General features: G+C 37.3%; 20 protein-coding genes. 17 read left to right on the forward strand and 3 right to left on the reverse strand.

All coding sequences use genetic code 11. The features are described 5' to 3' along the window. From AB1414_02695 to AB1414_02705, 3 genes are all read right to left on the reverse strand, one after another. Positions 1-116 (reverse strand): GxxExxY protein (locus AB1414_02695; protein ID MEW6606351.1); only part of this gene is annotated, 116 nt, incomplete at its 3' end. 428 nt (positions 117-544) lie between these two features. Continuing rightward, positions 545-1,030, reverse strand: a complete 486-nt coding sequence (locus tag AB1414_02700; GenBank protein ID MEW6606352.1) for a DUF3368 domain-containing protein — start codon at positions 1,028-1,030, stop codon at positions 545-547. Beyond that, on the reverse strand, positions 1,027-1,302 hold the full coding sequence (locus AB1414_02705; protein MEW6606353.1) for a UPF0175 family protein: 276 nt from the start codon (positions 1,300-1,302) through the stop codon (positions 1,027-1,029). The genes AB1414_02700 and AB1414_02705 overlap by 4 nt, the downstream gene beginning before the upstream one ends. A 277-nt stretch (positions 1,303-1,579) precedes the next feature. Between AB1414_02705 and AB1414_02710 the strand changes: the two genes are divergently transcribed. From AB1414_02710 to AB1414_02790, 17 genes are all read left to right on the forward strand, one after another. Further along, positions 1,580-4,354, forward strand: coding sequence for an SNF2-related protein (locus tag AB1414_02710; protein ID MEW6606354.1), 2,775 nt, complete (start codon positions 1,580-1,582; stop codon positions 4,352-4,354). A 209-nt stretch (positions 4,355-4,563) separates the two neighbouring features. Next, positions 4,564-5,247, forward strand: coding sequence for a DNA repair protein RadC (gene radC, locus AB1414_02715; GenBank protein ID MEW6606355.1), 684 nt, complete (start codon positions 4,564-4,566; stop codon positions 5,245-5,247). Further along, positions 5,248-7,170 (forward strand): N-6 DNA methylase, encoded by a 1,923-nt coding sequence (locus tag AB1414_02720; protein ID MEW6606356.1) that lies wholly within the window; start codon positions 5,248-5,250, stop codon positions 7,168-7,170. It begins immediately after the preceding gene. 3 nt (positions 7,171-7,173) lie between these two features. Continuing rightward, positions 7,174-7,500 (forward strand): nucleotidyltransferase domain-containing protein, encoded by a 327-nt coding sequence (locus tag AB1414_02725; GenBank protein MEW6606357.1) that lies wholly within the window; start codon positions 7,174-7,176, stop codon positions 7,498-7,500. Continuing rightward, positions 7,493-7,888 carry a HEPN domain-containing protein gene (locus tag AB1414_02730; GenBank protein ID MEW6606358.1) on the forward strand — a complete coding sequence of 132 codons (396 nt, stop codon included), beginning with the start codon at positions 7,493-7,495 and terminating at the stop codon, positions 7,886-7,888. Before AB1414_02725 ends, AB1414_02730 begins: the two co-directional genes overlap by 8 nt. Further along, positions 7,881-9,299: a restriction endonuclease subunit S gene (locus AB1414_02735; protein ID MEW6606359.1), complete on the forward strand. Its 1,419-nt coding sequence runs from the start codon at positions 7,881-7,883 to the stop codon at positions 9,297-9,299. The genes AB1414_02730 and AB1414_02735 overlap by 8 nt, the downstream gene beginning before the upstream one ends. Beyond that, positions 9,289-10,284 (forward strand): ATP-binding protein, encoded by a 996-nt coding sequence (locus AB1414_02740; GenBank protein ID MEW6606360.1) that lies wholly within the window; start codon positions 9,289-9,291, stop codon positions 10,282-10,284. The genes AB1414_02735 and AB1414_02740 overlap by 11 nt, the downstream gene beginning before the upstream one ends. Then, positions 10,281-12,695, forward strand: a complete 2,415-nt coding sequence (locus tag AB1414_02745) for a S8 family peptidase (GenBank protein MEW6606361.1) — start codon at positions 10,281-10,283, stop codon at positions 12,693-12,695. Before AB1414_02740 ends, AB1414_02745 begins: the two co-directional genes overlap by 4 nt. Positions 12,696-12,754: 59 nt before the next feature. Then, a complete protein-coding gene (locus AB1414_02750; GenBank protein ID MEW6606362.1) occupies positions 12,755-13,774 on the forward strand; it encodes a spore photoproduct lyase family protein in 1,020 nt (339 codons plus the stop codon). Positions 13,775-13,841: 67 nt separating this feature from the next. Beyond that, a complete protein-coding gene (locus tag AB1414_02755) occupies positions 13,842-14,045 on the forward strand; it encodes a hypothetical protein (GenBank protein ID MEW6606363.1) in 204 nt (67 codons plus the stop codon). Positions 14,046-14,137: 92 nt separating this feature from the next. Continuing rightward, positions 14,138-16,003 (forward strand): hypothetical protein, encoded by a 1,866-nt coding sequence (locus AB1414_02760; GenBank protein MEW6606364.1) that lies wholly within the window; start codon positions 14,138-14,140, stop codon positions 16,001-16,003. A 498-nt stretch (positions 16,004-16,501) separates the two neighbouring features. Then, positions 16,502-17,653: a PQQ-binding-like beta-propeller repeat protein gene (locus tag AB1414_02765; protein ID MEW6606365.1), complete on the forward strand. Its 1,152-nt coding sequence runs from the start codon at positions 16,502-16,504 to the stop codon at positions 17,651-17,653. A gap of 304 nt (positions 17,654-17,957) precedes the next feature. Next, entirely contained in the window at positions 17,958-18,116 is a 159-nt protein-coding gene (locus tag AB1414_02770; protein MEW6606366.1) for a GxxExxY protein, read from the forward strand. Between the two features lie 769 nt (positions 18,117-18,885). Next, the gene (locus AB1414_02775) at positions 18,886-23,082 is read left to right on the forward strand and encodes a hypothetical protein (protein ID MEW6606367.1); all 4,197 of its coding nucleotides are present in this window, start codon (positions 18,886-18,888) and stop codon (positions 23,080-23,082) included. Positions 23,083-23,106: 24 nt separating this feature from the next. Beyond that, a complete protein-coding gene (locus AB1414_02780) occupies positions 23,107-24,666 on the forward strand; it encodes a discoidin domain-containing protein (protein MEW6606368.1) in 1,560 nt (519 codons plus the stop codon). Positions 24,667-24,768: 102 nt separating this feature from the next. Continuing rightward, positions 24,769-25,761: a hypothetical protein gene (locus AB1414_02785; GenBank protein MEW6606369.1), complete on the forward strand. Its 993-nt coding sequence runs from the start codon at positions 24,769-24,771 to the stop codon at positions 25,759-25,761. A gap of 661 nt (positions 25,762-26,422) precedes the next feature. Further along, positions 26,423-26,795: hypothetical protein (locus tag AB1414_02790; protein ID MEW6606370.1), on the forward strand; the 373-nt coding region annotated here is incomplete at its 3' end.

Consider the following 26,795-nt stretch of genomic DNA (forward strand, 5'->3'; position numbering starts at 1 on the left):
CTATGAATCCCAACCTCAACACCTTGATAGAATATCTTGACTTCTTTTTCTGATTCAAAGATGATGTTCTGTCTTGCAAACTCAACCTTCAAGGCATTGTGATAGATGCTCTCCAGAAAACCAGGTCATAATGTCGTGTTGAACAAATAACGCACGGAATTCGATTCTGGTAACTGGTGATTGGTAACTGGTAATTAAATACCGTTCGGCTGAGCTCAGGACGAAACTATTTAACCAATTACCAATTACCAGTTACCAATTATCCGTTTGCAGGTTACGAAACCTGATGATGCCCCGTGCAAAACTTACTCAATACGACACTAACTTTTGATGGACATTAATACAGGCATTAATAATCCTATTAGTTAACTCTTCTTTTCTCCACTTCTCCATCTTCTCCCTTTCTCCTTATTTTTATCCTACCTGAACCCTTACTGTGCTTTGTGTGCTGGATGGTTCAATCGATAATTCCAAAAATCTACAACCCTAAATCCCATCTCAAACCACAACGACCGTATGCCGCAAAGCGTAAAATTCTATCATCCTAAATCTCCCCTGCCTGCTTTAATATCTCCAGATATAACTCATTACTCACCCTGAAGTCTTTGGCAATCAATTCATCAACATATGGCTTCATTTCTGAAATAAGTCCACCAGACTTAGCCGCCACCAATATACCAAGTGTCCCAGTCTTGCTGATTCCTATTCTATCCGCCGTTATTCTCGCAGGTTTCTCATCTAACAAGACTAAATCTCCATTTAATTCTGATGCCAACACCAGAGTTTCACTTTCACCAGCACTTAGAGTTGCCCGAAGAATATTTATCGAAAGTCGATTTTGCACCTTTTCTCGCCTTATCCATTCAGCCTTTTCTACTTCTTGTGCTCCCGACCGTTCTTTTCCTTTTAGCGCAATTTCTTCATAAACTGCTTCAGGAATATAGAGCGTACCATACATCGACTTTAATAGATGGAGCTTATTAATCTTAGCCAGCGAGATAAGCAGGGTGGCATTTGAGACGACAATCATTTTTGCATCATCTCCTTTGCCACAGCAATATCTTCAGCTAACTCATCAGGTGTCTGTCTGAAGAACGGTATATTATTCTTTGCCAGCACCTCGATAAACTCCATCCTGCTTATTCCCACCAATTCAGATGCCTTGGCTGAAGATATTTTGCCTTCCTGAAACAATTTTAAAGCAGCCAGCTCCTTTAATTTTTGAGAAAGCTGCTGCTTTGTAGTACCCAGAACAGCAAGAACCTCATCTGGCATCTCTACTTGAGCTACACTCATACCCATTAAAGTTACCTCCTTGATAGGAATTTGCTTTTTGACTGTTTTTAGATTGTGTATCCATTTTTACCCATTCTGAAGATATTCTATCACAAATTTTATCATAAGTCAACAAAAAAATCCCAGTTCCCGTAATGGGTCAGTTATCGGTGGTAAAAGATATAATTTAATCTTTGTTCCTTTCTCCCACCAATAACTAACGCCATACTAAAAAATGTAATAAACTCTTGACAGAAGAGTTAAATTATGATATTATAAAAAAACGATAAACGGGAGGGAAATAATGTCCGGAGTTGATATTTTTGAGAGATTAAAGAGGAAGAAGAAAATCTCTATTAAGAAAAAAAGACCTACCTCTTCAATATTCTTTCAGTTACACTTCAATGAGATTGGTGCCTATATTACGGTTGTTGATAAGGATAGAAATGAGGTTGAACCAGATTTTGAATATTATACTGGTCGCACACACGATATATTGAAATCTATTGCCGCTATTAGAGATAAAAGTAACTTTCGAATTAACTGGGAAATCCCTGACAATAAAATCTATCTATCGGAACATGAATATCTTCTCTGGCAACTTCAACATTGTAACAATTTTGTTGATGCACAATTTAGACCGATTGGTTTTATGGACGGATTGGCGAAGATTGTTGTTTCTATTGAAGGGGAAGATACTTTAGCGGTCAAAATCTTCCTTTTATATCAAGGTAAAGGCTTCAAAGAGTTTTCGTTCTTAAATGAGAATTATGTCTTTGCCGAAGGTAATATCTATAAAATCCCACCCATTGGTGAAAATTTCAAGGAACTTCACCTTTTTCAAACATCCCTGATGCCAATGAATCTTGAGAAGTATCTTTCCTTGCTTTACTCCTATTTTGAAAATATCTTCATAGATTACCAGGATTACAAACAGATAGAAGGAGAGATTAAAGAAAGTCAGCCAACACTTATCTTTGAAAAAATAGATGCGGATAATTCTTTGTATATCAGACTTACTACCTCTTTGCCTGGATTTGATGCAGATTTTTTTGATAATTATGATATTACCAGAATTGCCACGCTTAATATGTTAGAGAAAAAGATTATTATTAGTGATATTACCTCTGAAGAGATTCATTTCACTATGGATGAGATTGAAACAGCCTTAAAAAGGTATCGGAAATCGGTTGCTGACAAAAATGACTATTTTGTCGAAGATAACCTTTTCATCATCGAAGAATCATTAGCCAGGGAGTTCATCTATAATGAATTGGGACACTTTATTACTCGATTTGTCATCATGGGGGCTGAAAAACTCAAGTCTTATAATATTCGACCGGTGAGTCCAAAACTTAATTTCTCATTATCACACGGTATCGATTTCCTTGAGGGGGATGTTAATTTAGAGGTAGAAGGAGAAAATTTCTCTCTTTTTGATGCCTTAACTCAATATAAAAAGAACTCTTATATCTTATTAAGCGATGGGACTTGTGCCATAATTAATAAGCATTACATTGAGAAATTAAAACGGGTATTCAAAAAGCAAAAGGATAAAGTCAGGGTCTCTTTTTTTGACCTGCCAATTGTCGAAGAGATGATTGATGAAAAGGTCGCCGCTGAATCTCTTAAGTGGTCAAGAGAGATATTTTTAGGCTTCAATAGGCTTGAAGAATCAAGATATAAGTTTCCGCAGTTAAATGAAGAGCTTCGAGGGTATCAAAAGCAAGGTTATAAATGGATAAGATACCTTCATCAACATAGCCTTGGTGGATGTCTGGCTGATGATATGGGGCTTGGTAAGACGGTGCAAGCAATTGCCTTGCTATCTTTTATCTATCCAGATGAAAAGAAGCCTTCCTTGATTATTATGCCAAAGACATTACTTTTTAACTGGGCAAATGAGATAAATAAATTCAATCCTCAATTATCATATTATCTCTATCACGGCAATAACCGCAATTTAGAGGAAGCCAAAAAGAATAATCTTATCCTGACTACTTATGCGATGGTTCGTAATGATATTGAGCAATTTAAAGAAGAGGAATTTTATTACATCATCCTTGATGAATCACAGAATATAAAGAATATCAATTCTCAGATTTCAAAAGCAGTAATGCTTCTTTGGTCCAAACATCGGCTTGCCTTAAGTGGGACACCGATTGAAAATAACCTATCTGAACTCTATTCACTCTTTCGGTTTCTCAACCCTTCTATGTTTAGTTCGATTGATGATTTTAATCAGTCATACATCATTCCCATTCAGAAGGAAAATGACAAAGATGTCCTGTATGAATTGAAAAAGAAGATATATCCCTTTGTGTTGAGGCGTTTAAAAAAAGAGGTGTTAAAAGACCTACCTGACAAGATTGAGCAGATACTATTTGTCGATATGAGCCAGGAACAACAGATTTTTTATGAAAATAGGCGTCGTTTTTATTATCAAACAGTAAAGACCCAAATTGCCCAGAGTGGGCTTGAAAAGTCTCAGTTTTTTATCTTTCAGGCATTAAGCGAACTGCGTCAGATTGCCTCTATCCCGGAATCTAAAAGCCAGATGCAAATAATCTCTCCCAAGCGTGAAGCACTTTTAGACAATATCATGGATGTGGTTGCCAATGACCATAAAGTTTTAGTCTTTGCCAATTTCTTAGATGTAATTGATTGTGTTTCAGCTGACCTTGAAAAAGCGGGCATTGAGTATTTGACAATGACAGGTGCTACCAAAGATAGAAAGCAACTTGTAGAGGCATTTCAGAATGATGACACCTACAAGGTATTCTTAATGACCCTGAAGACAGGTGGATTGGGACTTAATTTGACCGCGGCTGACTATATCTTTATCTTTGACCCATGGTGGAATAAAGCCGCAGAAGAACAGGCGATTGATAGAACCCACCGCATCGGCCAGGATAAAACGGTATTCAGTTATAAACTAATAACCAAAGGAACGATTGAAGAGAAGATATTGGAATTGCAAAGGAGAAAGAAGGTGCTTTTTGAGTCTTTGATTTCAAGTGATGGATTGTCACTGAAAACCTTGGATAATCAAGATATAGAGTTTGTATTAGGAGAGTAGAGAGTAGAGAGTAGAGAGAATTGGAGAGAATATTGTAAATTCATTTGACAGGCAAAAAGTTATATGGTAAAATGCTGACAACGGATAGACACAAAATCTGACCAGACATTTTATGGCTTGAGTTGTAGGGATAGAAATTTAGAACCTATTCAAGAAACTAAAGGGTGCCATAATATCTTTGCCGATGAGGGATTGATTAAGGAGTGGCTATGAAAAAGGAATACAGTATCAAAGTTAAAGATCTGCCAGAAGAAGAAAAGCCAAGAGAGAAACTGAAGAAGTATGGCCCTAATGCCTTGAAGAACTATGAGCTTTTATCTATTATCCTTGGTAAAGGAACAATAAAAGAGGATGTCTTTGGAATTGCTAAGAGGGTAATTGATGAATATGGCTCAAGGGCTATAACTACAGAGGCAGATGTGGAAAAGGTAAAGAAAATTTTGGAGATAGGTGATGTCCATGCTTGCCAGGTAGTAGCCTGTTTTGAATTGGGCAGGAGATTTTTTAGCCAAACAAAAGAGGTCTGCATCCGTACACCAGAGGATGCCTTTAAATATCTATCTGAAATGAAGAAGTTGAATAAGGAGCACTTTCGAGGGCTTTATCTGGATGTGAAAAACAAACTTATCCGTGATGAAATCATCTCTATTGGTACACTGACGACAAACCTTATCCATCCAAGAGAAGTTTTTCAACCCGCCATTCAATACTCAGCCGTAGGCATAATCCTGGCACACAATCATCCTTCTGGCGACCCTACTCCAAGTAAGGACGATATAGCGGTTACCCACCAGATAATGGAGGTTGGCAAGGTAATGGATATAGATGTCTTAGACCATATCATCATCGGTGATGACCAATTTGTCAGTTTGAAAGAAAAAGGAGAGATGTAGATGAGCAAAATTACTTATGATTTGACCAGACCAGAGTTGATTAGAGAGGATGAGAAAAACAAGAATGAAATTTTAGACGAGGTTTTTAAGGGGCCGGAGGTCAAGTATGGCTTGAAGGTCTTTAGTCAAAGAGAGTTTGACGGTCTTATTTTGCGAGAAGAGCGGGGTAAATATGTGGTCAACTGTCCTATTTCTCGCCAAATGAGGTCTGCCAGGCCTGAAGAGATTATTCGCCAATTAGTGATCAACAAATTGATTGGAGAGTTGAATTACCCAGAGGAGAGGATAGCGGTTGAGGTGTCTATCAAGATGGGCTCTACCTATGCCTCAAAAAAGGCTGATATTGTTGTCTATGAGGATGAGGCTAAAGAACATTCACGAATAATTATTGAGGTAAAGAAACCTAATCGAAAGGATGGTTTGGAACAGCTCCACTCCTATATGAATGCCACCGGCGTCTATTATGGAGCATGGATTAATGGAAATGAAGATGTCTGCCAATTAAGAGTAGAGCCAAATATCTTTGAGACCATCAAAAGACTCCCTGGAGTGAATGAGGATATAGATGATATTAGGGAGCCAATTAAAAAGAAAGACTTAACCCCCATTCATGATCTAAAGGGCAAGATTCAGGAATTAGAGAACACTGTCTTAGCCAATGCGGGTGTTTCTGCCTTTGATGCCATCTTTCCCCTTATCTTTGCCAAACTCTGGGACGAAAACGACAAAGGCGAAGATGATACAATGGAATTTCGCACCACAACTGCTACTCCTGCTGAACAATACAAGCGTCTAAATGGTCTCTTTAAGAAGGCTATCTCTGAGTGGCAGGATATATTTGACAAAAATGCCGAGATTCAACTTACCCCTGAAGCCTTAATCCCTGTTGCCTCTGCCTTACAATACGACAGGTTTTTCGATACAGACCTTGATGTGATTGATGCTGCCTTTGAGTATATGATCAACCCTGAACAGAAAGGGGATAAGGGACAGTATTTCACTCCCCGCCAGGTAGTTAAAATGTGCGTCAAGATGCTTAATCCTAAGAGGGATGAGCTTGCCCTCGATCCTGCCTGTGGTGCCTGTGGCTTTATGATCCACACCCTAAACTGGGTCTATGAAAGAGAGATAAAACCCAAATATGGGGATAGCCTTAAAAAGAAATACGAATACGCCAATTCAAGGCTTTTTGCTATAGATTTTGACCCACGGCTTGCCCGGGTAGCAATGGCGATGATGCTCATTGCTGGTGATGGTAAGACCAATGTTTATCGAGCAAGCTCCTTAGACCCAAGGGAATGGAAGAATAGGAAGGATGGACTTCAAAGTGCAATCCAAAATGGGATGTTTAATGTGGTGATGACTAATCCGCCCTTTGCCGGAGAGATTAAGCAGCCAGAGATATTGGGCAGGTTTGACCTCTCCTATAAAGGAGACCCAACCAAATACAAGCGGCAGAATAAGATGACCAGGGATGTCCTCTTCCTGGAACGGTGTCTCTCCTTCCTGAAGCCCGGTGGCAGGATGGCCATTGTTTTGCCTCAAGGCAATCTCAACAACACCAATGCCGAATATATCAGAAGGTTTGTGATGGAGAGAGCAAGAATCTTAGCAGTGGTTGGCCTTAATGTCAATACCTTTAAGCCCTTTACTGGAACAAAGACCTCTGTTTTATTCTTACAGAAGTGGCAGGATAAACCGTTAGAGGACTATCCCATCTTTATGGCTACCTCTGAGAAGTCAGGCAAGAATAACAGTGGGGAGTATGTATTCAAGAAGAGTAAAGAAGGTCATTATATTGATGATGAGGGAAGAGAGATTGACCCGAATAGGGAGAAGAAGGTGGTTGACTCTGACTTAGACGAGATAGCCGAAGGATTCATCGAATTTGCCAGAGAGCAGAGATTGGATTTTTGGAGGTGAGAGATGACAGAGAATAAAGAGATAAGGAAGGTTATTAACCAAATTACGGAAAGGATTAAAAGGGAATACCAGCCAGAAAAGATCATCCTATTTGGTTCTTATGCTTATGGTAAGCCAGCCGAAGAGAGTGATATCGACCTTTTTATCATTAAGGAGACAGGGAAAAGAAGGATGGATAGATTTTGTGAAGTGAGGAAGATATTGAGAGATATTCATGGTGTTTCAATCCAACCAGTAGTCTTCACAAAGGCTGAGCTCAATAGTAGACTGAAGATCAGAGATGACTTTATCTTAGAGATAGTGGAAAAAGGGAAGGTTTTATATGGATAATAACAAGATAAGAGCATCAGAATGGTGCAAGAAGGCGGAGCATGATATCGAGGCAGTAAAGATACTCATAGAGAAAGGCGGCCCATCTGATGTGGCCGGGGTTTTGCTTCAGCAGGGTGTTGAGAAATATCTGAAGGGCTATCTGATAAGTAAGGGCTGGAAGTTGAGGAAGATACACGATCTAAAGGTGCTCCTTGACGAAGCAACAAAATATGACCCTTTGTTTAGCCAATACTATGACCTGTTTGATGTATTAACCCAATACTACTTTGAGGAAAAATATCCCTTTGGTGAGATAGAGGCTTCTTTAGAGGATATTGAAAATGGGTTTGAGGATATTCAGGAGTTGATTGATTTCATAAAGGGGGATTTAAGTAGAGATGGCTGAGGTTTCAATTGTCAAAAAGAGTGAATTGGAAGGTGCCTTAAGAATAGATGCAGAGTATTATCGGCCAAGGTATTTGGAGATAAATAAAATTCTGAAATACTCACCTTTGTTAAGTAGCATTTCTTCAAAAATAACTGATTTTGGAGCATATTCTCAAACCAATTTCATTGAGTATCAAGATGATGGAATTCGTTTTTTAAGAAATCAAGATATTAGTGAGGTATTTATCGCAAATACTGAATCTATTTATATTACAGAAAACACTTATAAAAAATTGTCCTTAAAATTGGAAGAAGGGGACATTGTTATTCCAAGAGTTGGAACTCTTGGGAAAGCGAGTGTAATTACAGAAAAATATCTTCCGTGCAGTGCCAATCAAAATCTTGCCCAAGTCAAAGTTCAAAAAGGCATTAGCCCATACTATGTATCTGTTTTTTTATCATGCAGGTATGGCTTGAGTCAAATTTTCAGATGTGCAACGGGAAATGTTCAGCCGTGGCTTAACCTCCAGCAAATAAGCAATCTAAAAATCTATCTCCCTGATGTAAAAAAACAGTTGGAGGTTGAAAAAATAGCTATTGAAGCCATAAGTAAAAAAGAGTATAGCGAAAATCTCTACTCCCAAGCCGAACAGATGCTTTTGGAAGAATTAGGGATAGAAGATTTAGACTTAAGCCACCAGCTTTTTTATACCACCAATCTCAATGATACTAAACAAGCCCATCGCATAGATGCCGAATATTACCAGCCTAAGTATGAAAGGGTGATTGAGAAAGTTAAAAAGAAAGTAGCAACAAAAAGTTTAGGTGAATTGGTTGAGATTAGAAAAGGAGTTGAGCCGGGAAGTGAGGTATACCAGAATAGCGGTATTCCATTTGTAAGAGTGAGCAATCTGACAAAGTACGAGATAAATGACAACAATCAACAATATCTATCAGAAGAACTATACAACAGATTTAGTCTCCTGTATCAACCAAAGGTCGGCGAGGTTTTACTATCAAAAGATGCCACCCCTGGCATTGCCCTTGTAGTTAGAGAAGATTGGCAAATGATAATTTCTGGTGGGATTTTGAGATTAAGTGTTAATGATGAGGTAAACAACGAATACTTAGCATTAATCTTAAATTCACCTGTTGTGCAATATCAAATTCAAAGAGATGCTGGAGGTTCAATAATAAACCACTGGAGACCTGATCAGATAAAGAATACTGTGATTCCCACTTTATCGAAACCAAAACAACAAAAATTAGCTGATTTTGTCCTTCAATCTCACCAAGCCAGAAAAGAGGCCAAAGAGCTTTTAGAAGAAGCCAAAGAGAAAGTAGAAAAGATGATTTTAGAAAAGAATAGCGAGAAGGCTACAGAATGCAAATTGTTTATAGCTAAAGGAGGTCAAAAAGATGAAATCTGAAGATTTGATTAAAATATTTGAGGCGTTTGTAAAGAGAGATAACGATGCATTCTTTAAGAGTGCTGAGGAGATAATAGAAGGGGAAAAGAGAAAGAAACACCACCTATTAGCGACACAACTTCTACGGATTTTGAAGGAGAACTCAACGAAGTCGACTATAAATACTCACCAAATTCCACCAGTCCCCAGAGATAATGAAAAGGGATTTAAATTATTAGATGTTAAGAAACTATTTTTAGGGTGGGACGATATAGTATTAGCAAAAGAGACTGAAAAAACTTTGAATCAAATTGCGAAGGAATTAGAAATAGAAGATTTATTGGCTTCTTATGGGTTAAACCCTAAACGGAAAATACTCTTTTATGGTCCTCCAGGGACAGGTAAGACCCTTGCCGCAAAGATTATGAGTTCGATTATCGGATACCCTTTAGTTTATGTAAGATTTGAATCTGTAATATCATCATATTTAGGAGAAACAGCGTCAAACTTAAGAAAAATATTTGATTTTATAGAAAAAGGTAGGTGGGTAGTTCTCTTTGATGAGTTTGATATAATCGGAAAGCAAAGAGATGATCCGACAGAACATGGAGAGATTAAACGGGTGGTAAATAATTTTATGTTGATACTTGAAAATTACGAAGGTGATAGTACCATCATAGCATCTACAAATCACCCACAGTTGCTTGATATTGGTGTATGGCGAAGATTTGATGAAGTCGTTTATTTTGGCCTTCCAGATAAGGAGAGGCGAAAGAGGATATTTGAAAAATATTTAAGAGTTTTAAAGAAAAGCGAGAATTTCTCTTTAAATGGACTTTCCGAAGAGACCGAAGGATTTTCTGGGGCAGACATTGAACAAACCTGTGTGAATGCCCTTAAAAGCACGATATTGAGTGGTAGAGATCTTATTGGTTTTGATGATGTAAAAGGGGCTATCTTAACCCAAAAAGAAAGGATTAAGATTAAAGGGGTGACAAAAATATGAGTGACCATCTTAAATTACCCTTCTATGAAGGTGAGTATAAAAGAAAGGTGCAAGATGGAGGAAGGATTGGTCCTCGTTCAGATAGAAAAGGTTTCTCTGAGGTTCAAATCTTTAATCTTGGAGGAATAAAAAGAGATTTTGAAAGAGACAAAGAAAGATTTAAGCAATTTTTCGACCCTAATCTCATTTTCAAGATTGAGCTAAATCAATCTGTAGATGAAGAAGAATTTATAAAGTTCTTAGCAAGGAATGAGATAAAAGTGATTTCTCCCTCTCCCGAAGGTAAAGGGTATTGGATCTTGCTTGCAGATGATGAAAGATTAGTTGAGATTGAAAAAAAAATAAAAGAATATGGAAAAACGGGGAAAAATAAAAAGTTTGATGCTATATCCTCTTTTGAACCTATCCCTTTACAAGAAAAGATAGGTGAACAACTTCATGATAAGCCATTACAAGAAGGCGAAGAGAGTTACCTGGATGTAGAGATTTGGAGGATGGAGGATGAAGAACTTGAGAAATTCTTGGATGGTTTTAAACAACTGATAATAAGTAAAGGTGGACAGGTAACCGATGAATTAAAAACCGAAAATCTCTGTTTAATAAGGGCCAAAATCAACAAATCTCTCTTTGACGAAATAATAGTGCTAAGGGAGATAAACCGAATAGACAGACCTCCAAAGCCTTACATAACATATCAGATGTTATCCACCCCATTAGAAGAACTTAGTATAGAAGGTCCCCCGGATAAGAATGCTACTGCTGTTGCTCTACTTGATAGTGGGATTTTATCAAACCATCCTTTATTAGAAAAAGCAGTAGGTGATGAGATAGCAATCCCTACACTTTCTAATGATAAGATTCAAGAAGATAAACCTCAAGATGATGTAGGGCATGGGACAAAAGTTGCAGGAGTTGTACTTTATGGTGATATAAGAGAGTGTATTAATAATAAAAGATTTCAGCCTGAGGTTTGGATACTTTCAGCAAAGATTATGTTCAAAGAAGAAAATCCCATAACAGGAGAAATTACTACTGCTTATGATGAAAGTGAGCTTTTGGAACATCAGTTAGAGAGGGCTGTAAGATATTTTGTTAAAAACTTTTCTAATTGCAAGGTGATAAATATCTCCTTTGGCGACCGCCACAAGAAGATGTTTGGCAACAAAAGACAATTTGCCTTAGCAACTCTGATAGATGAGCTTGCCAAAGAACTCGATATTGTTTTTGTTATCTCTGCTGGTAACCTCTCAAATCCCAAAAACTTAGGCTTTCCAGAAAAATACCCTTTCTATCTAATCGATGAAAAAGAAGATGTGAAGATAATAGACCCTGCATCTTCTGCTTATGCTATTACTGTAGGTTCTGTCTCTCAACAGGTTGGCCCTTCTAATATAAGACAGATGGAGTTATTCTTTTCACCTGTACAAACTAACCATCCTTCACCTTTTACCCGAGTTGGTTTAGGATACAAAGGGATGATAAAGCCTGAATTGATAGAGGAAGGTGGGAATATTATTTATTCAGCCAGCGACTCCCTTAAGATGGAAGACATAGGAGGAAAACTTATTGTTTTGAATCCACAATGGATTGAAGAAGGAAGACTCTTTACCGTAGATTATGGAACAAGTTTCTCTGCCCCAAGAATTAGTCATTATATTGCAAAGCTTTTCAATCAATTTCCAGAATATTCTCCGAATCTTATAAAAGCATTACTTATATCCTCTGCTGAAATACCTTCTGATAGACCATCCTCTTTAGCTGAACTAACCTTTAATGATTCAGACATTAAACTTGTAGATTTATTGAAAATCTATGGCTACGGAAAACCAAACTTTGAGCAGGCTGTATCATCCGACGATAACCATGTTCTGCTTATAGCAGAAAAGAAGATTAAATTAGATGGTATTCATTTGTATTACTTTTATCTATCAAGAGAATTTATTGAAGAATCAGGAGATAGAGAAATTTCAGTGGCTCTTGTCTATAACCCACCTATAAGGAGAAATAGAATTGACTATATGGGTGTTAGCATGGAATTTCACCTCTTTAAGAATGCCGGAGTTCAAGAAATTCTGAAAGGCTATGAAAGGATACTTCAGATTAAGAAAGAAGAAGAAACAGAGGTGACAGTTCCTGAAGAGTTAAAGATAAAAGAGATAGATATTCATCCTAGTGTGCGCTTGCGTAAGAAGTGCTTGCATCAAAAAGGGATAAAAATCTATTCAAAAAAACCAGACATTTCTTTAGATAAACCACTTGTTTTGGCGGTTATCTCTCAAAAGCAATGGATTAAAAAAGAAGACTACCTTCAGGATTATGCCGTTGTCGTTAAAATAAAACACAAAGCGAGAATAGATCTTTATAATAGCATAAGACACAGGATTGAGGAAAGGGTAAAGATAAAGGTATGACAAAAAACAAGGGTAGATAACCTTCTGGTAATAAAAATATAGAGGAAATAATTCCTGAAATGACCCAAGCACTTTTAAAAGAAAGAGTAAAAGTTAATACAGGTTTAGTTGAGATTAGGCGTCCAAAGGTAAAAGTCAAAGAGTACCCTATGTTAGACGGTTCAAAGAAAACCCTTGTCCAACAGGTAGCTGATGGTTCGATTATCAAAAGATTTGACAAAACCCCAGTTCCAGAAAAGCCAACGGATGTTGTCTGCCCTCATTTTCTTGAGCTAAAATGGGCGTATGGTTGTCCCTATGACTGCTCCTGGTGCTATCTTAAAGGCACCTTTAGGTTTCATAATGGAAGGATTCTGCCTGGCTTTAAGGTTAAAGACTTTGATAAGATAAAATTGCATGTTGAGGAATTTCTTAATAAAGTGGATGAATCAGAGATTCTAAATACAGGTGAAATTGCTGATTCCTTGATGTATGAGGGTAACTCAAAATCATTCTCTTCCTTTATCATTCCTATCTTTGAATCTCAAAACAGACATAAGGTATTATTCTTAACGAAATCCAATAAGGTTGAAAATCTTCTGAAGGCTGACTTGCATAATCAGATAATAGTTAGCTTCAGTCTGAATGCCGAGCCAGTGGCTAAAGAGTGGGAATTAAAGGCACCCACTCCTTGCGAGCGGCTAAAGGCAGCCAGAAAACTTTATGAGAAGGGATACGAAATCAGATTAAGGATAGACCCGATTGTGCCTATCGAGGATTGGGAAAGACATTATTTAGAATTGATTGACCAAATCTTTAATTCACTGATACCAGAGCGTATCACCCTCGGTTCATTAAGAGGACTCCAGAGCACCATCAACGGCAGTTCTGACAGGTCGTGGGTAAAGTTTCTGACCGAGCGTTCTAACTGGGGTCAAAAGATAGAGTTCAATCTTAGATATAATGCCTACAAAAGAGTGATTGACTACTTACAAGAAAAATATAGTTACAAAAAGATTGCCCTGTGTAAAGAGACAAAGGCAATGTGGAAGGTTCTAAACATGGATTATCGACAGATTAGATGTAATTGTATATGGTGATGCCACTGCAAACCCCAATCAATTACTTCTATTTGAATCAACACCTGATTTTTCTCGGCTTAAAAGGATGATTGTTGACAAATTCAAAGGACAAGAGGTATCCGTAGAAAATATTAATGACTTTGTTCTCGTTCATACCCCATTTATTCATTTCAAAACACAGGTGTTAAAACTTATGGAGAAAACATCCCCTCCAGAGATTGAGGTTGTCTATAGCCGTAGAAAGAAAAAGTTTACTTATCCTGAAGGAACGAAGATTAAATTTCTATAAGTTTCTGTCTGTAGTTCCATCATTTTTTATTAAACCTTTCAGGCTTTTGAAGATGATTAAAAATGACGAAACTACAGTATTAGGAGGATGAGATGATATATCAGGAAAATTGGATTGATATTCTAAAGGAAATGGAATCACTCAGGTCATCAATAACGCATTATAGAAATATGCAATCACCCAAACAACCAGCACCACCAGAATTGAACCCGATAGAAAAAATGGTCGAGAAGATATATTCTACCGATATACTTAAAAAATTATACACTCGCTATATAAGATACTTTTTTAGTGAAAAGGACTTAGGTAATTTAAAAAAACTGACTCTGGTCAGGGCTCTGGCTAAAATTTATTCTGACAGAGAACTATTCAATAAACTGGTCTTGTGTCTGCCTCCTCTTGCAAAAAGAATATTCCATATCCTCATCTGGGAAGGAGGAGAACATAAACTTGAAAACCTTGAGAAACACCTTAACATAAGGATACTAAAAGGAGATAGACGCTACTATCAGAATCCAGCAGAAAGTATCGAAAGCGATTATCTGCTATTTCCAATTCACTCAACCTATGATTATCCCTTAATGAAGTTGTCATTCTATCTTCCTGAGTTATTAAGAAAAATATTTAAACAACACCTGCCTTTTCCAAAAGAGTATGAGTTGATTTCACTTGATAAAATCGAGAAGACAGATTTTATCTATGAAGATAATGACGAGGTAATAAGACAAATAAAACTTTGGTCTAACTATTTAAAACATGGTAATTTAAGATTTGGTGGCGATAAGATTCTTAAGACAACTCTTAAAGAAATGGTTACCTATTGTGGGATAAAAGAATTTTATGAGCATCAAGATAAGGGATTAGACTATATAAAAACTCGATTCATTATCAATTTTTTGCAGAAGATACCGCTGAAAAATGTTGATACCCCACCTGAATTTTTGAAAGAACTCTTTACCCGCTTCTTTTATAGCCAGAATTCTGAAAACTACCAATTACATCAATTGTTGTCTTATCTGAAAAATAGAGGATATTATTTTGAGTATGATGACTACGCGGGTAGAGAACAAAAGGTAAGAGAATCACTTTTTGAACTCTTAAGAAGTATTCCTCTCTCTTCCTGGGTCTCTTGTGAAAATTTAATCAAATATGCCCTGGCTAAAGGTATCTATTTAGAATTAATTAATATTAACACAAAATGGGAATTTTATTATATTAGAGAGACGACGGGAAAATATGGTTCTTACCTTGAAAATATTCGTATTTCCAATGAGATTTATAAAGATGCGGTTATAGTTCCTTTTGTTAAGACCGTTATGTTCCTTTTTGCCACCTTTGGGATAGTTGATATTGCCTATAATCTTCCCAAAAATGAAGTTTTGCAAGAAAAAGACCATCCCTATCTTTCTATCTATGACGGGTTGCAATATGTCCGATTGACAAAATTAGGGGCTTATATCTTAGGTCTGATTGAAAAATATGAGGTAGAGATTAAGGAAGAAAAAACCAATATTATTCTTGATGAGAGGAGATTGATTATCCATATAGAAGGAACTGATAGATTAAAAAGGATGGTTTTGGAAAAGGTAGCTACTCCAATAAGCGATAATCATTATAAAGTAGATTATGAATCCTTTTTTAAAGATTGTAATTCTAAGGAAGATATAAAACGAAAGGTTGAGTTTTTCAAAGGACAAATTTCCTCAAATTTACCTGAAATCTGGCATAATTTTTTGAATGAAATATTAGAAAAGATTAATCCTTTAAACTGCGAGGAGAAAATGGCTGTCTATAGATTGAAAAAGGACAAAGAATTGATTTGTTTGATTGCTACAGATGAGGTATTAAAAAAATATATCTTAAAGGCGGAAGACTACTGTATTCTTATTGATAAAAGCAATTCTGGCAAGGTCAAAAAAAGACTTAGAGAATTCGGTTACTTGATTGATAATATGTAAAGGGAAGGTAACTATTCAGCCACAAAGACACTAAGACACGAAGAAAGGAATTCGGGATTGGGGGATTCGGGAATAAAAGAATCCCCTACCCCCTAAATCCGAACCCCGATTTTTTAGAAGAATTGTAACTATTCACCACGAAGGGCACGGAGAGCACGAAGTGAAATTTGATGAATTATCGAATTCATGAAGCTCAAATATTGACATATATGGTAATACGTCAGTTATTTGGGGGAATGAACATTAACCTGCGGAGGACAAAGCAATGAAAAATAGTAGGCAAGTAGGTAGTAGGTAAGTAGGAAAGGGATAAAGGATGTGTACGGTATTCTTCTTCTGGGGGTAATGTCTCCCCCTTTCCTACTTTCCTACTCTCCTACTTCCTACTTTCAGGAGAATCCCCCATTTCACTGAGGCATTACCATAAAGAGATTTGTTCTGTAACATCTTCGTGTCCTTCGTGCTCTTCGTGGTGAATAGTTACGAAAGTATTTATTAATGAAAATAATGAGAAAGAAAGCATCAGAGAATTATATTGTAGTATTATTATTTCTGCTAATAGTTAATTGGGTAACTCTGGATTCTTTATTATCTTCTGTATCTGCCCAGTTAGCAGATAGTTCCTGGCCCATGTTCCATCATGATGTGGAGCATACAGGTAGAAGCCCATATACCGGTCCTGCTACACCAAAATTGAAATGGTGTTATGATACAAAGAGCGGTATTATCTCCTCTTCTTCAGCAATTGGTGTTAATGGAACAGTATATGTAGGGGGGTATGATGGTAACCTATATGCCATAAACCCGGATGGTACCTTAAAATGGAAATATGCTATGGGGTGGTCTGGTTTCACTTCCTCTCCAGCAATTGGTACTGATGGAACAGTTTATATACGCTCAATGGCCATAAACTTAGATGGTACTCTTAAGTGGAGATATACTACTGCTCGTGGAACTGGAGGTTTATCTTCTCCAGCAATTAGTGCTGATGGAACAATCTATGTAGGGTCATATAATAATAACCTCTATGCCATAAACTTAGATGGTACTCTTAAGTGGAAATATCCTACTGAAAGTGCTATTCACTCCTCACCTGCCATCGATTCTGATGGAACAATCTATGTAGGAACATGCAAAGGTAATCTTTATGCCATAAACTTAGATGGTACTCTTAAGTGGAAATATCCAATTACGGGGGATATCAATGTATCTTCTCCAAGCATTGGCTCTGATGGAACAGTTTATGTAGGTTCAGGAGATAGTAATCTTTATGCCATAAACTCAGATGGTACTCTTAAGTGGAAATATCCTACTGAAAGTGCTATTCATTCCTCACCTGCCATTGATTCTGATGGAACAATCTATGTAGGGTCATATGATGGCAACCTTTATGCTATAAACTTAGATGGTACTCTTAAGTGGAAATATCCTACTGGAAGTTATATTTCCTCCTCACCTGTTATTGATTCTGATGGAACAATTTATGTAGGAGCATGGAATAGTAATCTTTACGCCATAAACCCAAATGGCAGTCTTAAGTGGAAATATGTAACTGGTGATAAAATTCACTTATCTTCTCCAGTAATTGGTGCTGATGGAACAATCTATGTAGGATGTGGGGATGGTAAACTCTATGCCATTGGAGATTAGAGAGAAGGAAATATTAGGTATTATAGACATATTATAAAAGCAAGAGACAAAAATTTTGCCACCTGTGCGGTTAAATGTAAAATGGATAATGTAAAATGAAAATGTATAACTGAAAAGTAATGAGTCTTGCGAAGTACTAAAATTTCCCATTTTTCATTTTCTATTTTACATTTTACATTTATTTTTCCTTTGCGTCTCTGCGATGAATTAGTCTAATCGCACAGGTTGAAATTTTGCAACCTGTGAAATAGGAATATTTTGATCGCGGTTAGTATAAGAAGGGGGATAAGGGGATAAAGGGGATATGGAGATATCACAAGAATATCAAGAAAATCTACTTACTGAGATAATAATTCAATGTATTATCAAGGTACACCAGACACTGGGGCCAGGTTTTCTGGAGAGTATTTACCGATTTAAAAGCTACAGGTGTAAAGGTGGCTATTCTTGTAAACTTTGCTAAAGAAAAGGCAGATTTTAGAAGAGTGGAATTAGAATAATATCCCCTTATCTCCTTAATCTCCCTATCTCCTTTTCTTACACCAAGTAGTGGGGTATAATTTTGTTTTTCCATGTCGACCTATTTCACAGGTCGAAATTTTGTATACATAAAGCCTCTTGTTTGCTTGTTAAATTATGGTGAAGTAAGTAAAGGATAATTTATCTTGTAAGCGTTCAGGTGTCCATAAGGAGAAAAGGGGAAATGGGGAGAAAGGAGAGTGGTAGTGGAATTAGGTAGCAGAAGGTTTCATCAGTTGTCAATGACATTCTAAATAATATGATTTTCTTACTAAAATAAGAATACTTTTTCCCCTTTTCCCTAATTTCTCCATTTCCCCTTCGTTACACCCTGAACGGTTACTTTATCTTACTATACTGTGGAGAGGAGGAGGTTTTTTAGTGTTATGCTCAATTTAGTTGCTGGATTTTTGACATTTAAGTTTTTTAAAGATACTTGAGCTCTTGAATCTTTTCTTAGTATTTTTTTCTGGGAAGAACCTGATAGCAATTATCCCGGGCTCAGCCTGGTAAAGGACAAAACGCACTCTAAAGGCTGCGGCTACTTGATATTTCAATATTTTACTCGATAGATGGTAGCCCCAGGTTTCAGATTGCGAAGTCATAATCTTCTATGTATCTCACCTTTGCTCCCAAGGCTACCCTTACCTGATAGCATTGAGTTGAGATTAGAAATCAGGGTGAGTCCGGGGATAATATGGAAGGGGAAAAGTATGCCTCGATCCCTTATTATATTATTCATCGGTTTAATTACCCTACCTGCCTATGCGGGTACATGGACACAGACTACTTCAGCAGATTTTGAAAGTGGTACATATACTGATGCAGTAATCTTAAATGAGACTATCATCTCTACCAATGGTAAGTTATATAATCTTTGTGTAGGTGATAACCAGGATACCTATATGCCTACCGCTACTACTTACTGGACTCCTACACCTACGGGTACTATAACCCAGATATTTATTAATCAAGAAACAGAGTTAAATTATGATTGGTTTTATGTCTATGATGCTAATAATTGCGAGATTTGGTCTACTACCGGAATTTTTAATCAATGGATAGATATAGATGAAACTACTGGTATTAAAGATAGAGTGGTAACAGATTCTCTTTATTGGAATTATTTTGGTGGAGATATCCCTAAGGTAAAACTCTCAGATGGATGTATTGTCTTAGTTGCAACAACAACTTACTATTTTAATGATGATTTTGAGACCGGTGCCCCAGGCTGGACAAAAAGACCCAATGATGCAGCATGGCACTTAGTAGAGGATGGTGTCAGTCCCTATCCAAATAGTCATAGTCCAACACATAGTGGTTGGTATGGACAGGATGCCACTGGGGACTATGAGATTGGGAAGGTAAGAAACTGGGGTTATGTAAGAAGTCCATGGATAGACTTAACCTCTGTAACTCAGGCAACATTAAACTGGTGGCATTGGAGTGAAACTGAGGAACACGGTGAGCCGGGGTATGACAGGCAAGTAGTTTATGTATATGATGGTTCAGTAGAACATCAAGTCTGGTACTGGGATGCTGTTTCTGATAATATCCAACCGTGGAGACGGGAGTCTGTTGATATATCAGCCTATGTAGGACAGCAGGTGCAAATTAGATTTCTTTTCGATACGGTAGATGGGTTGTATAATGATTATCGAGGCTGGTATATTGATAATGTTACTATCCAGGCAAGTGGTTATTTTTTATCAGGAACTTTCGCATCCGCTGCCTATGATACCGGTAATATAAGTGATTTCAATTTTATTTACTGGACGGCAGATACCACTGGTACAGGTACATCTGTAAAATTTCAAATTCGTACTGCTGCTACTGAAGGAGAATTAAATACTGCTACATGGTATGGACCAACCGGCACAGGAGACTATTATACTACAAGTGGTACTTCCATTAATTCAATTCATAATAATGATAGATGGGTTCAATATAGAGTAATATTAGAAACCACTGATCCTGACTATACCCCCAGTCTACATGATGTAACTATTATCTATACTTGTAATCTGCCACCTAATTCCTTCTCACTAATCTCACCACTTAATGATAGTTATACTAAAGACCTTACCCCTACATTTGACTGGGAGGATTCCTCAGATTCCAACTCAGGAGATACTATAACCTATACCCTATGGTATTCTATTGACCCTACCTTTAGTATCAAGACAGAAGTAACAGGTCTTGGGACAAGTATATATACACCTACTACAAATTTAAATGATATGTCAACATATTATTGGAAAGTGAAGGCAGTAGATAATCATTTAGCACAGACATGGAGTAACGAAACGAACTGTCTTAATATTAATACTACTAATAGCCCACCCAATTCCTTTTCACTCCTTTTGCCTACTAATGGTACTGAAACAACTAATCTAACCTCACCATTTGATTGGGAGGATACAATAGATCCAGATCCAGGTGATACAGTAACTTATACCCTCTGGTACTCAACTGATTCTAATTTTACTACTAAGATAGAGGTAACTGGACTTATGGTAAGCAATTATACCCCTTCAACTAACTTGATAGATAATTCAATCTATTATTGGAAGGTAAATGCCGTAGATAATCATGGAGTTTATAGATGGAGTAATCAAATAGACTGGCAGTTTAGTACTAATGTTGCCAATGAACTACCGACAAATTTCTCACTTATAGAACCAGATAATCTGAGTGTTACAAATGACCTTACTCCAACATTTACCTGGGGTATCTCTACAGATCCTGACCCACAAGATACTATCACTTATACTATCTGGTACTCTACTGATACTACTTTTGCTACTAAGACAGAGATAAGTGGACTGGGTTCAAATACCTACACCCCAGCAACTGATTTAGAAGATAATTCAACCTATTACTGGAAGGTAAAGGCGATAGATAATCATGGCTCTTCAACATGGGGTAGCCAGACAGACTGGAGTTTTAGTACTAATGCAAGGAATAAGCCTCCTTATAATTTCTCATTAAATTCACCTGATAATGGTGTAACTACAGATTTAAGACCTACATTTGACTGGGATGATACAGTAGATCCAGAAGGTGGCACCATAACCTATACCTTATGGTATTCTACAGATAGTAGCTTTATCACTAAGACAGAGATAACAGGGTTAACTTCAAGCCGCTACACACCTACCTCTGATTTGGTAGACAACTCAACTTATTACTGGAAGGTAAGGGCAGTTGACAATAACAATGCCTATACCTGGAGTAATGAGACAAACTGGAGTATTAATACAGATGCCACTGCCTGGACACAAACCGATGAACAAGACTTTTCACTTGGACTGCTCAATAATGTAGGCACAACCTCAAGCCCTGGGGATGTAAAGTTAACACCGCTTTCTTATCCATATCATGAGAGCTTAATCAATAATGAATTTATGACCGGTGGCATAGCACAAAATTGGCGGCATAATGAGCGAGTTTGGCAATATACACTGCCCTTTACCTTTCCTTTTTATGGTACAGATTACAATACTGTCTGGGTATCTTCAAATGGTTTTTTAAATCTTACATCAACAACTAATGCTGATTATGATAATACATCTGCTAAGTTGAAGAATAATCTAAGAATTGCACCTTTATGGGATAATCTCCGCACTGATGGCACTGCTCAAACAGGAGAGGATATATATATTCATCAGCCAACCACTGACTCTATCTATATCAGATGGTGTGGACAGACTCACTCAGGTAATTATCCAGTAAATTTTGGAGTGGTACTTTATCAAAATGGAACTATCAAATTTAATTATGGTAGTGGGAATACAGGTCTAACTCCAACTGTAGGAATCTCAAACGGTGATGGGACTAACTATCTATTCTCTAATTATAACATGAATAACTCTATTACCAATGCCCAAACCAGCCTAATAGAAAGGAATTATCAAGGTTCAGGTTCTCTGCAATCATCTGGATATGATACAGGTCAGGAGAGCACTTTTGATAATATCTACTTTAGTGCTGATATTTCTGGGGTAACATCTTTAGTATTTCAAATTCGTACTGCGGGCACCGAGGGTGCGTTGAGTAGTGCTACATGGTATGGACCTACTGGGACTGGAGATTACTATACTACTTCAGCTACTGCAATTAATTCCATTCATAATGGTGATAGATGGGTTCAATACAAGGCATCTTTCACTACTACTAATTCTGCTGACACACCAAATTTAAGAGATATAACTATCGCTTATAGCTCTACACCAGTTGGTGTTGACCATTTTCATGTAACCGGGATTACAAACCCTATCTCTATCGGGGTATCATCAGATGTAAAAGTAATTGCTCATGATGCTTCACATAATGTTGTTACTAATTATATTGGAACAATTACCTTTACCTCATCTGATCCATTAGCAATCTTGCCTAATGATTATAAATTTACACTTGCAGATGCAGGTACTAAAACCTTTACTGCTGGAGTAACCTTTAATACCATAGGAACTCAAAGTGTAAGTGTCATGGATGTTGCAGATAATAGCATTAGGGGTACACAGAGTGATATTAATGTTGTTGGGGCAAATATTGTGGTGACTAAAGATATGATTGTTAATCATGAATGGGATGGTGGAACAAACACTATTCCTGGAGCGACTATAATCTATGTCATTACCTATATTAATGATGGCAATGATACTGCAGGTTCGGTTACTATTACAGATAAACTAATGAATTATGCCATCTATGCTACTAATAGCTTGAGGATAGGAACATCAGGCTCTACTTATGAAAGTGCTACCCCTAAGACAGATGCAAAAGATATAGAATCTGGTGGTAGTGCAGACTGGAATGTGAATATTCCCCAAGCAGTAACCTTTGAACTTGGGAGTATTCCTGTCGGTGCATCAGGCAGGCTTTACTTTAAGGTTAGAGTTGACTAAAAGCGTAGAAAGGAGGAAAAAATCATGCACAAAAAATTACTAATATTTTTAATCCTTACCACCTTCCTGAATATAGATATTGCTTTTGGAAAAGACAATTCCATGAGTAGCAAGATTAATATTGCCTTGCATAAATCAGTAATCGGTAGTTTTGAACACAAAACAAATGCCACTGACGGCAACAATGAGTCTTTAGCTACTTCTCAAGATGTTACTGCGTCTTCCCAATATTTAATCATTGATTTGGGCAAACCTTATTACATCAATTTAGTAAGGATATTTTGGGATAAAGAAGGAATTAGCAGTAATTATCAAATAAAGACAAGTATGGATTTCATCAATTGGACTAGAGTTGCAGAAGATATTGATGGAACAACAGGTGAAGCAAAAGGAAATATAATTATAAAAGATACAGCATGTAAGGGAATAGCTGCTCAATATATACAGTTATTTATTCCCAAAGGGTTAAGTGTTGTAATTAAAGAAATCCAAGTAGCAGAATTACAGGTCTTCCCTGCCACTGAACTGAATGTTCAGATTGATGAAATAACCGCTACTGATATTACGGATAATAGTGTTAAAATTTTGTGGAAAACGAATATAGAAACTACTGGACAGGTACAGTATACTCCTGCTCATCAAAATAAGAAGAATATCTCCCTAAGCCTCGCTTCTGAAACTGACCATAATATAAGCTTGAAAAACTTACTTCCAGGAACTACCTATTACTATCAAATAACAGCAAAGGATTATTATGGAAATTTAACTTTATCCGATTACCATACCTTTACTACTACTGGTATTCCATTACCATTATTCTCAAGTATTGAAGTATCACAAGTATCTGAAACAACTGCTGTTATAAACTGGATAACTAATGTTCCAACCACCTCAGAACTTAGATATGGAACAGATACCAATTATAAAAAAGGTATTCTGATAAATAAAAATCTTCTACTTACTCATAATGTAGAGTTGAGTAGTCTTAGACCAAGTACAGTATATCATTTTGAAATAAGTGCAAAAGATGAATTTGGGCATAGAATAGTCTCAGAAGATATTACATTTACTACATTAGAAAATAACATTGCCCTAAAAAAGGTAGTAACAGGAACATTTATTCATTGTCCTGATAAAAGATATATTTCACAAAAGACAGAATTTATCTCTCGTGTGACAGATGGCTCAACAAGCTATTTTACAGGCATGGCTACTTCTGGTGATATTACTTTGGAAGACCAATATGTAATCATTGACCTTGGTAAAAAGTATCCTATTGATAAGATAGTTGCCTATTGGCGAAGTTTAGCATATAGTCAAGATTATACCATTAAAGTAAGTTTGGACGGTAGTGACTGGACTATTATTGATACAGGAATTAGTGGTGATGATGGTGTAAATGGTAGATCTGATACGGGAGATCCAATGAAGATTGTCAGTACACCATGTGATGGAGTGGAGGCACAGTATGTACAGCTATTTATAGCTAAAGGTAGTGTTTATTACCATAAGCACGAGGAATGGAGATTGGTGCAGTTGATGGAATTAAAGGTCTATGGTATTTGGAAAGGAGGAGGTGAGTAAACTGTAAAATTAACCCCTTAACAGGGATAACATATTTTTGCCTTTTCAAGAAAATAGGCAAAGAGACAAAAAAATCTTAAAAAGAAAGGAGGTGATAAAGGAATGCAAAGGTATATCTTGTTAGCTGTGCTAAGTTTAGGGCTAATGATGATTTTAGCCCCAAAGACAGCAGATGCACAAGTAGGTACCAGTGGTACTACCGCAGGCTCAGAGATTATCAATGGTACTGATACAGGTACTATCGGTATAGCAGACCAGGCGGGAGACATTGTAGTCACCTATATGGTTGGTAGTGTAGGAAGAACCTCAACTACTGCATCAGTGTTAACTCGTGTTGTAGAACAGATATACGGTGGAGAATGGGGTAATCTTCCTGAAAATGGGACAGATACACCGGGTGCGGCAGTAGACTATCTCTATACACTGGAGAATAAAGGTAACGCTGCTGATACCTTTTACCTGTCACTGAACACTACTGGATTGCCAGTCGGCTGGACAGCGGAGATTCTAAAAGATGGTGTTGCGACGACTACTATTACATTAGCTGAAGATGCAGAGGGAACATTTACGGTTAGAGTAACCATATCAGGGACGGCAGCAAATCTTGAGACAGGCGCGGTGATGGTAACTGGGACAACTACGAATGATGGTGGGACATACACTGTTGGTAATTGGATTTACGGTGGGGCAGATACTCTTACTCATCGTGGAACAACTACTGCTTTAGCCGCGGTTGTCACCTTAACCAAGAGTATGGAGTATGCTACACCAACAGGGTATCTGGGTAATAACCGCTATGTACCAGGTGGAACGATAACCTATATTATCACCTGCTACAATGCTGGTTCTTATACAGCAGGCTCTGTGACAATTACTGACAAGTTACCACTACATACGAGTTATGCTACGGGAACATTAAGAATGGGTACTGCAGGTGATACTTACAATACTGCTGGCACGAAGACCGATGGATATGATAACCAAGGTACCTGGGATGCTGATTGGGATGATAGTAATCAGATAGTACGATTTGAAATTGACACTATTGATCCAGCTGAAACAGTAAAACTATACTTTAGAGTGTACATTAAGTAATTGAGAGTTGTTTAAAAAAACTCATAACTTATAACACTATACTTGTGTCTGCTGTAGTAAAAATATACCTGTGTCCGAAAAGGATAATAGTGTATCAAAGTATCTATATCCGCAGAGGATAACAGTGTCCTATTAGTATTGTAGGTCGAGATTCATATCTCGACAAAAAAAGATTGTGTCCTTTAGACTATCGATGATAGAAAATCGACCTATATGGTAGGACTGCGTACCAATGGAGGGATAAAAGTGCCTAAAAGAATATCCTTGTATCCAGAAGAGACCTGGAGTGTCTTGAGAGGGTATTAGTCTGCTTGTAGGTCGAGATTCATATCTTGACAAAAAATGTTTATCTGTTTAACCCCTTATAAAAGGGATAATATATATTTTGCCATTTAAAGAAGGTTTTCGGATAAAAAGGTTCAAGGAGCGAGGTTCAAGGATTAAGGTGAATGGAAAAGAGAAGGATGCTAATGGGGTTGGAAACAGCACTTGTGAAATCAAAGGGCAAGAGGTGAAGAGTAGGGAAAGCCCCTGTTCCTTGCACCTTGATCCTTGTTCCTTCGGTGGGGGTGAAAAGAAGATTGTCTGTTTGGAAGGGCTAATAAAATCAACGCTCAAATTTATCCGAGAGCGTTATCAAAAAGAAAGGAGGTAGATAAAAATGGCAATTTCAAAAAAACAAAATGGGCAAAATCTTAAAAAGAAAGGAGGTGATAAAAGAATGCAAAGGTGTATTTCGTTAGCTATGCTAAGCTTAGGGCTGATGATGGTTTTAGCACCAAAGACAGTTAATGCGCAAGTAGGGACGAGTGGTACGACTGCAAATACACAGATACTTAACATGGCAACTGCTACTTATGTAATAGGTGGTAACACCAGAACTACCACGACGAATATCTCTATCACCGTAGGACAGATATACGGTGGTAGCTGGACTGTCCCGGCAAATAAGGATGGTATACCAAATGGTACGGTAGAGTATGTCTATGAGTTAATGAACAAGGGAAATTACGCAGATACCTTTAACTTAACCT

Source organism: bacterium (assembly GCA_040755795.1).
GTDB lineage: Bacteria > UBA9089 > CG2-30-40-21 > CG2-30-40-21 > SBAY01 > JBFLXS01.

Excerpts from the sequence above, each read along its gene's own strand:
- AB1414_02770 (MEW6606366.1), top strand. The coding sequence starts at position 17,958 with ATGGAGATATCACAAGAATATCAAGAAAATCTACTTACTGAGATAATA.
- AB1414_02750 (MEW6606362.1), top strand. The coding sequence starts at position 12,755 with ATGACCCAAGCACTTTTAAAAGAAAGAGTAAAAGTTAATACAGGTTTA.
- AB1414_02780 (MEW6606368.1), top strand. The coding sequence starts at position 23,107 with ATGCACAAAAAATTACTAATATTTTTAATCCTTACCACCTTCCTGAAT.
- AB1414_02765 (MEW6606365.1), top strand. The coding sequence starts at position 16,502 with ATGAAAATAATGAGAAAGAAAGCATCAGAGAATTATATTGTAGTATTA.
- AB1414_02725 (MEW6606357.1), top strand. The coding sequence starts at position 7,174 with ATGACAGAGAATAAAGAGATAAGGAAGGTTATTAACCAAATTACGGAA.
- AB1414_02705 (MEW6606353.1), bottom strand. The coding sequence starts at position 1,302 with ATGGGTATGAGTGTAGCTCAAGTAGAGATGCCAGATGAGGTTCTTGCT.
- radC (MEW6606355.1), top strand. The coding sequence starts at position 4,564 with ATGAAAAAGGAATACAGTATCAAAGTTAAAGATCTGCCAGAAGAAGAA.
- AB1414_02775 (MEW6606367.1), top strand. The coding sequence starts at position 18,886 with ATGCCTCGATCCCTTATTATATTATTCATCGGTTTAATTACCCTACCT.
- AB1414_02730 (MEW6606358.1), top strand. The coding sequence starts at position 7,493 with ATGGATAATAACAAGATAAGAGCATCAGAATGGTGCAAGAAGGCGGAG.
- AB1414_02720 (MEW6606356.1), top strand. The coding sequence starts at position 5,248 with ATGAGCAAAATTACTTATGATTTGACCAGACCAGAGTTGATTAGAGAG.
- AB1414_02710 (MEW6606354.1), top strand. The coding sequence starts at position 1,580 with ATGTCCGGAGTTGATATTTTTGAGAGATTAAAGAGGAAGAAGAAAATC.
- AB1414_02745 (MEW6606361.1), top strand. The coding sequence starts at position 10,281 with ATGAGTGACCATCTTAAATTACCCTTCTATGAAGGTGAGTATAAAAGA.
- AB1414_02760 (MEW6606364.1), top strand. The coding sequence starts at position 14,138 with ATGATATATCAGGAAAATTGGATTGATATTCTAAAGGAAATGGAATCA.
- AB1414_02785 (MEW6606369.1), top strand. The coding sequence starts at position 24,769 with ATGCAAAGGTATATCTTGTTAGCTGTGCTAAGTTTAGGGCTAATGATG.
- AB1414_02700 (MEW6606352.1), bottom strand. The coding sequence starts at position 1,030 with ATGATTGTCGTCTCAAATGCCACCCTGCTTATCTCGCTGGCTAAGATT.
- AB1414_02735 (MEW6606359.1), top strand. The coding sequence starts at position 7,881 with ATGGCTGAGGTTTCAATTGTCAAAAAGAGTGAATTGGAAGGTGCCTTA.
- AB1414_02755 (MEW6606363.1), top strand. The coding sequence starts at position 13,842 with ATGATTGTTGACAAATTCAAAGGACAAGAGGTATCCGTAGAAAATATT.
- AB1414_02740 (MEW6606360.1), top strand. The coding sequence starts at position 9,289 with ATGAAATCTGAAGATTTGATTAAAATATTTGAGGCGTTTGTAAAGAGA.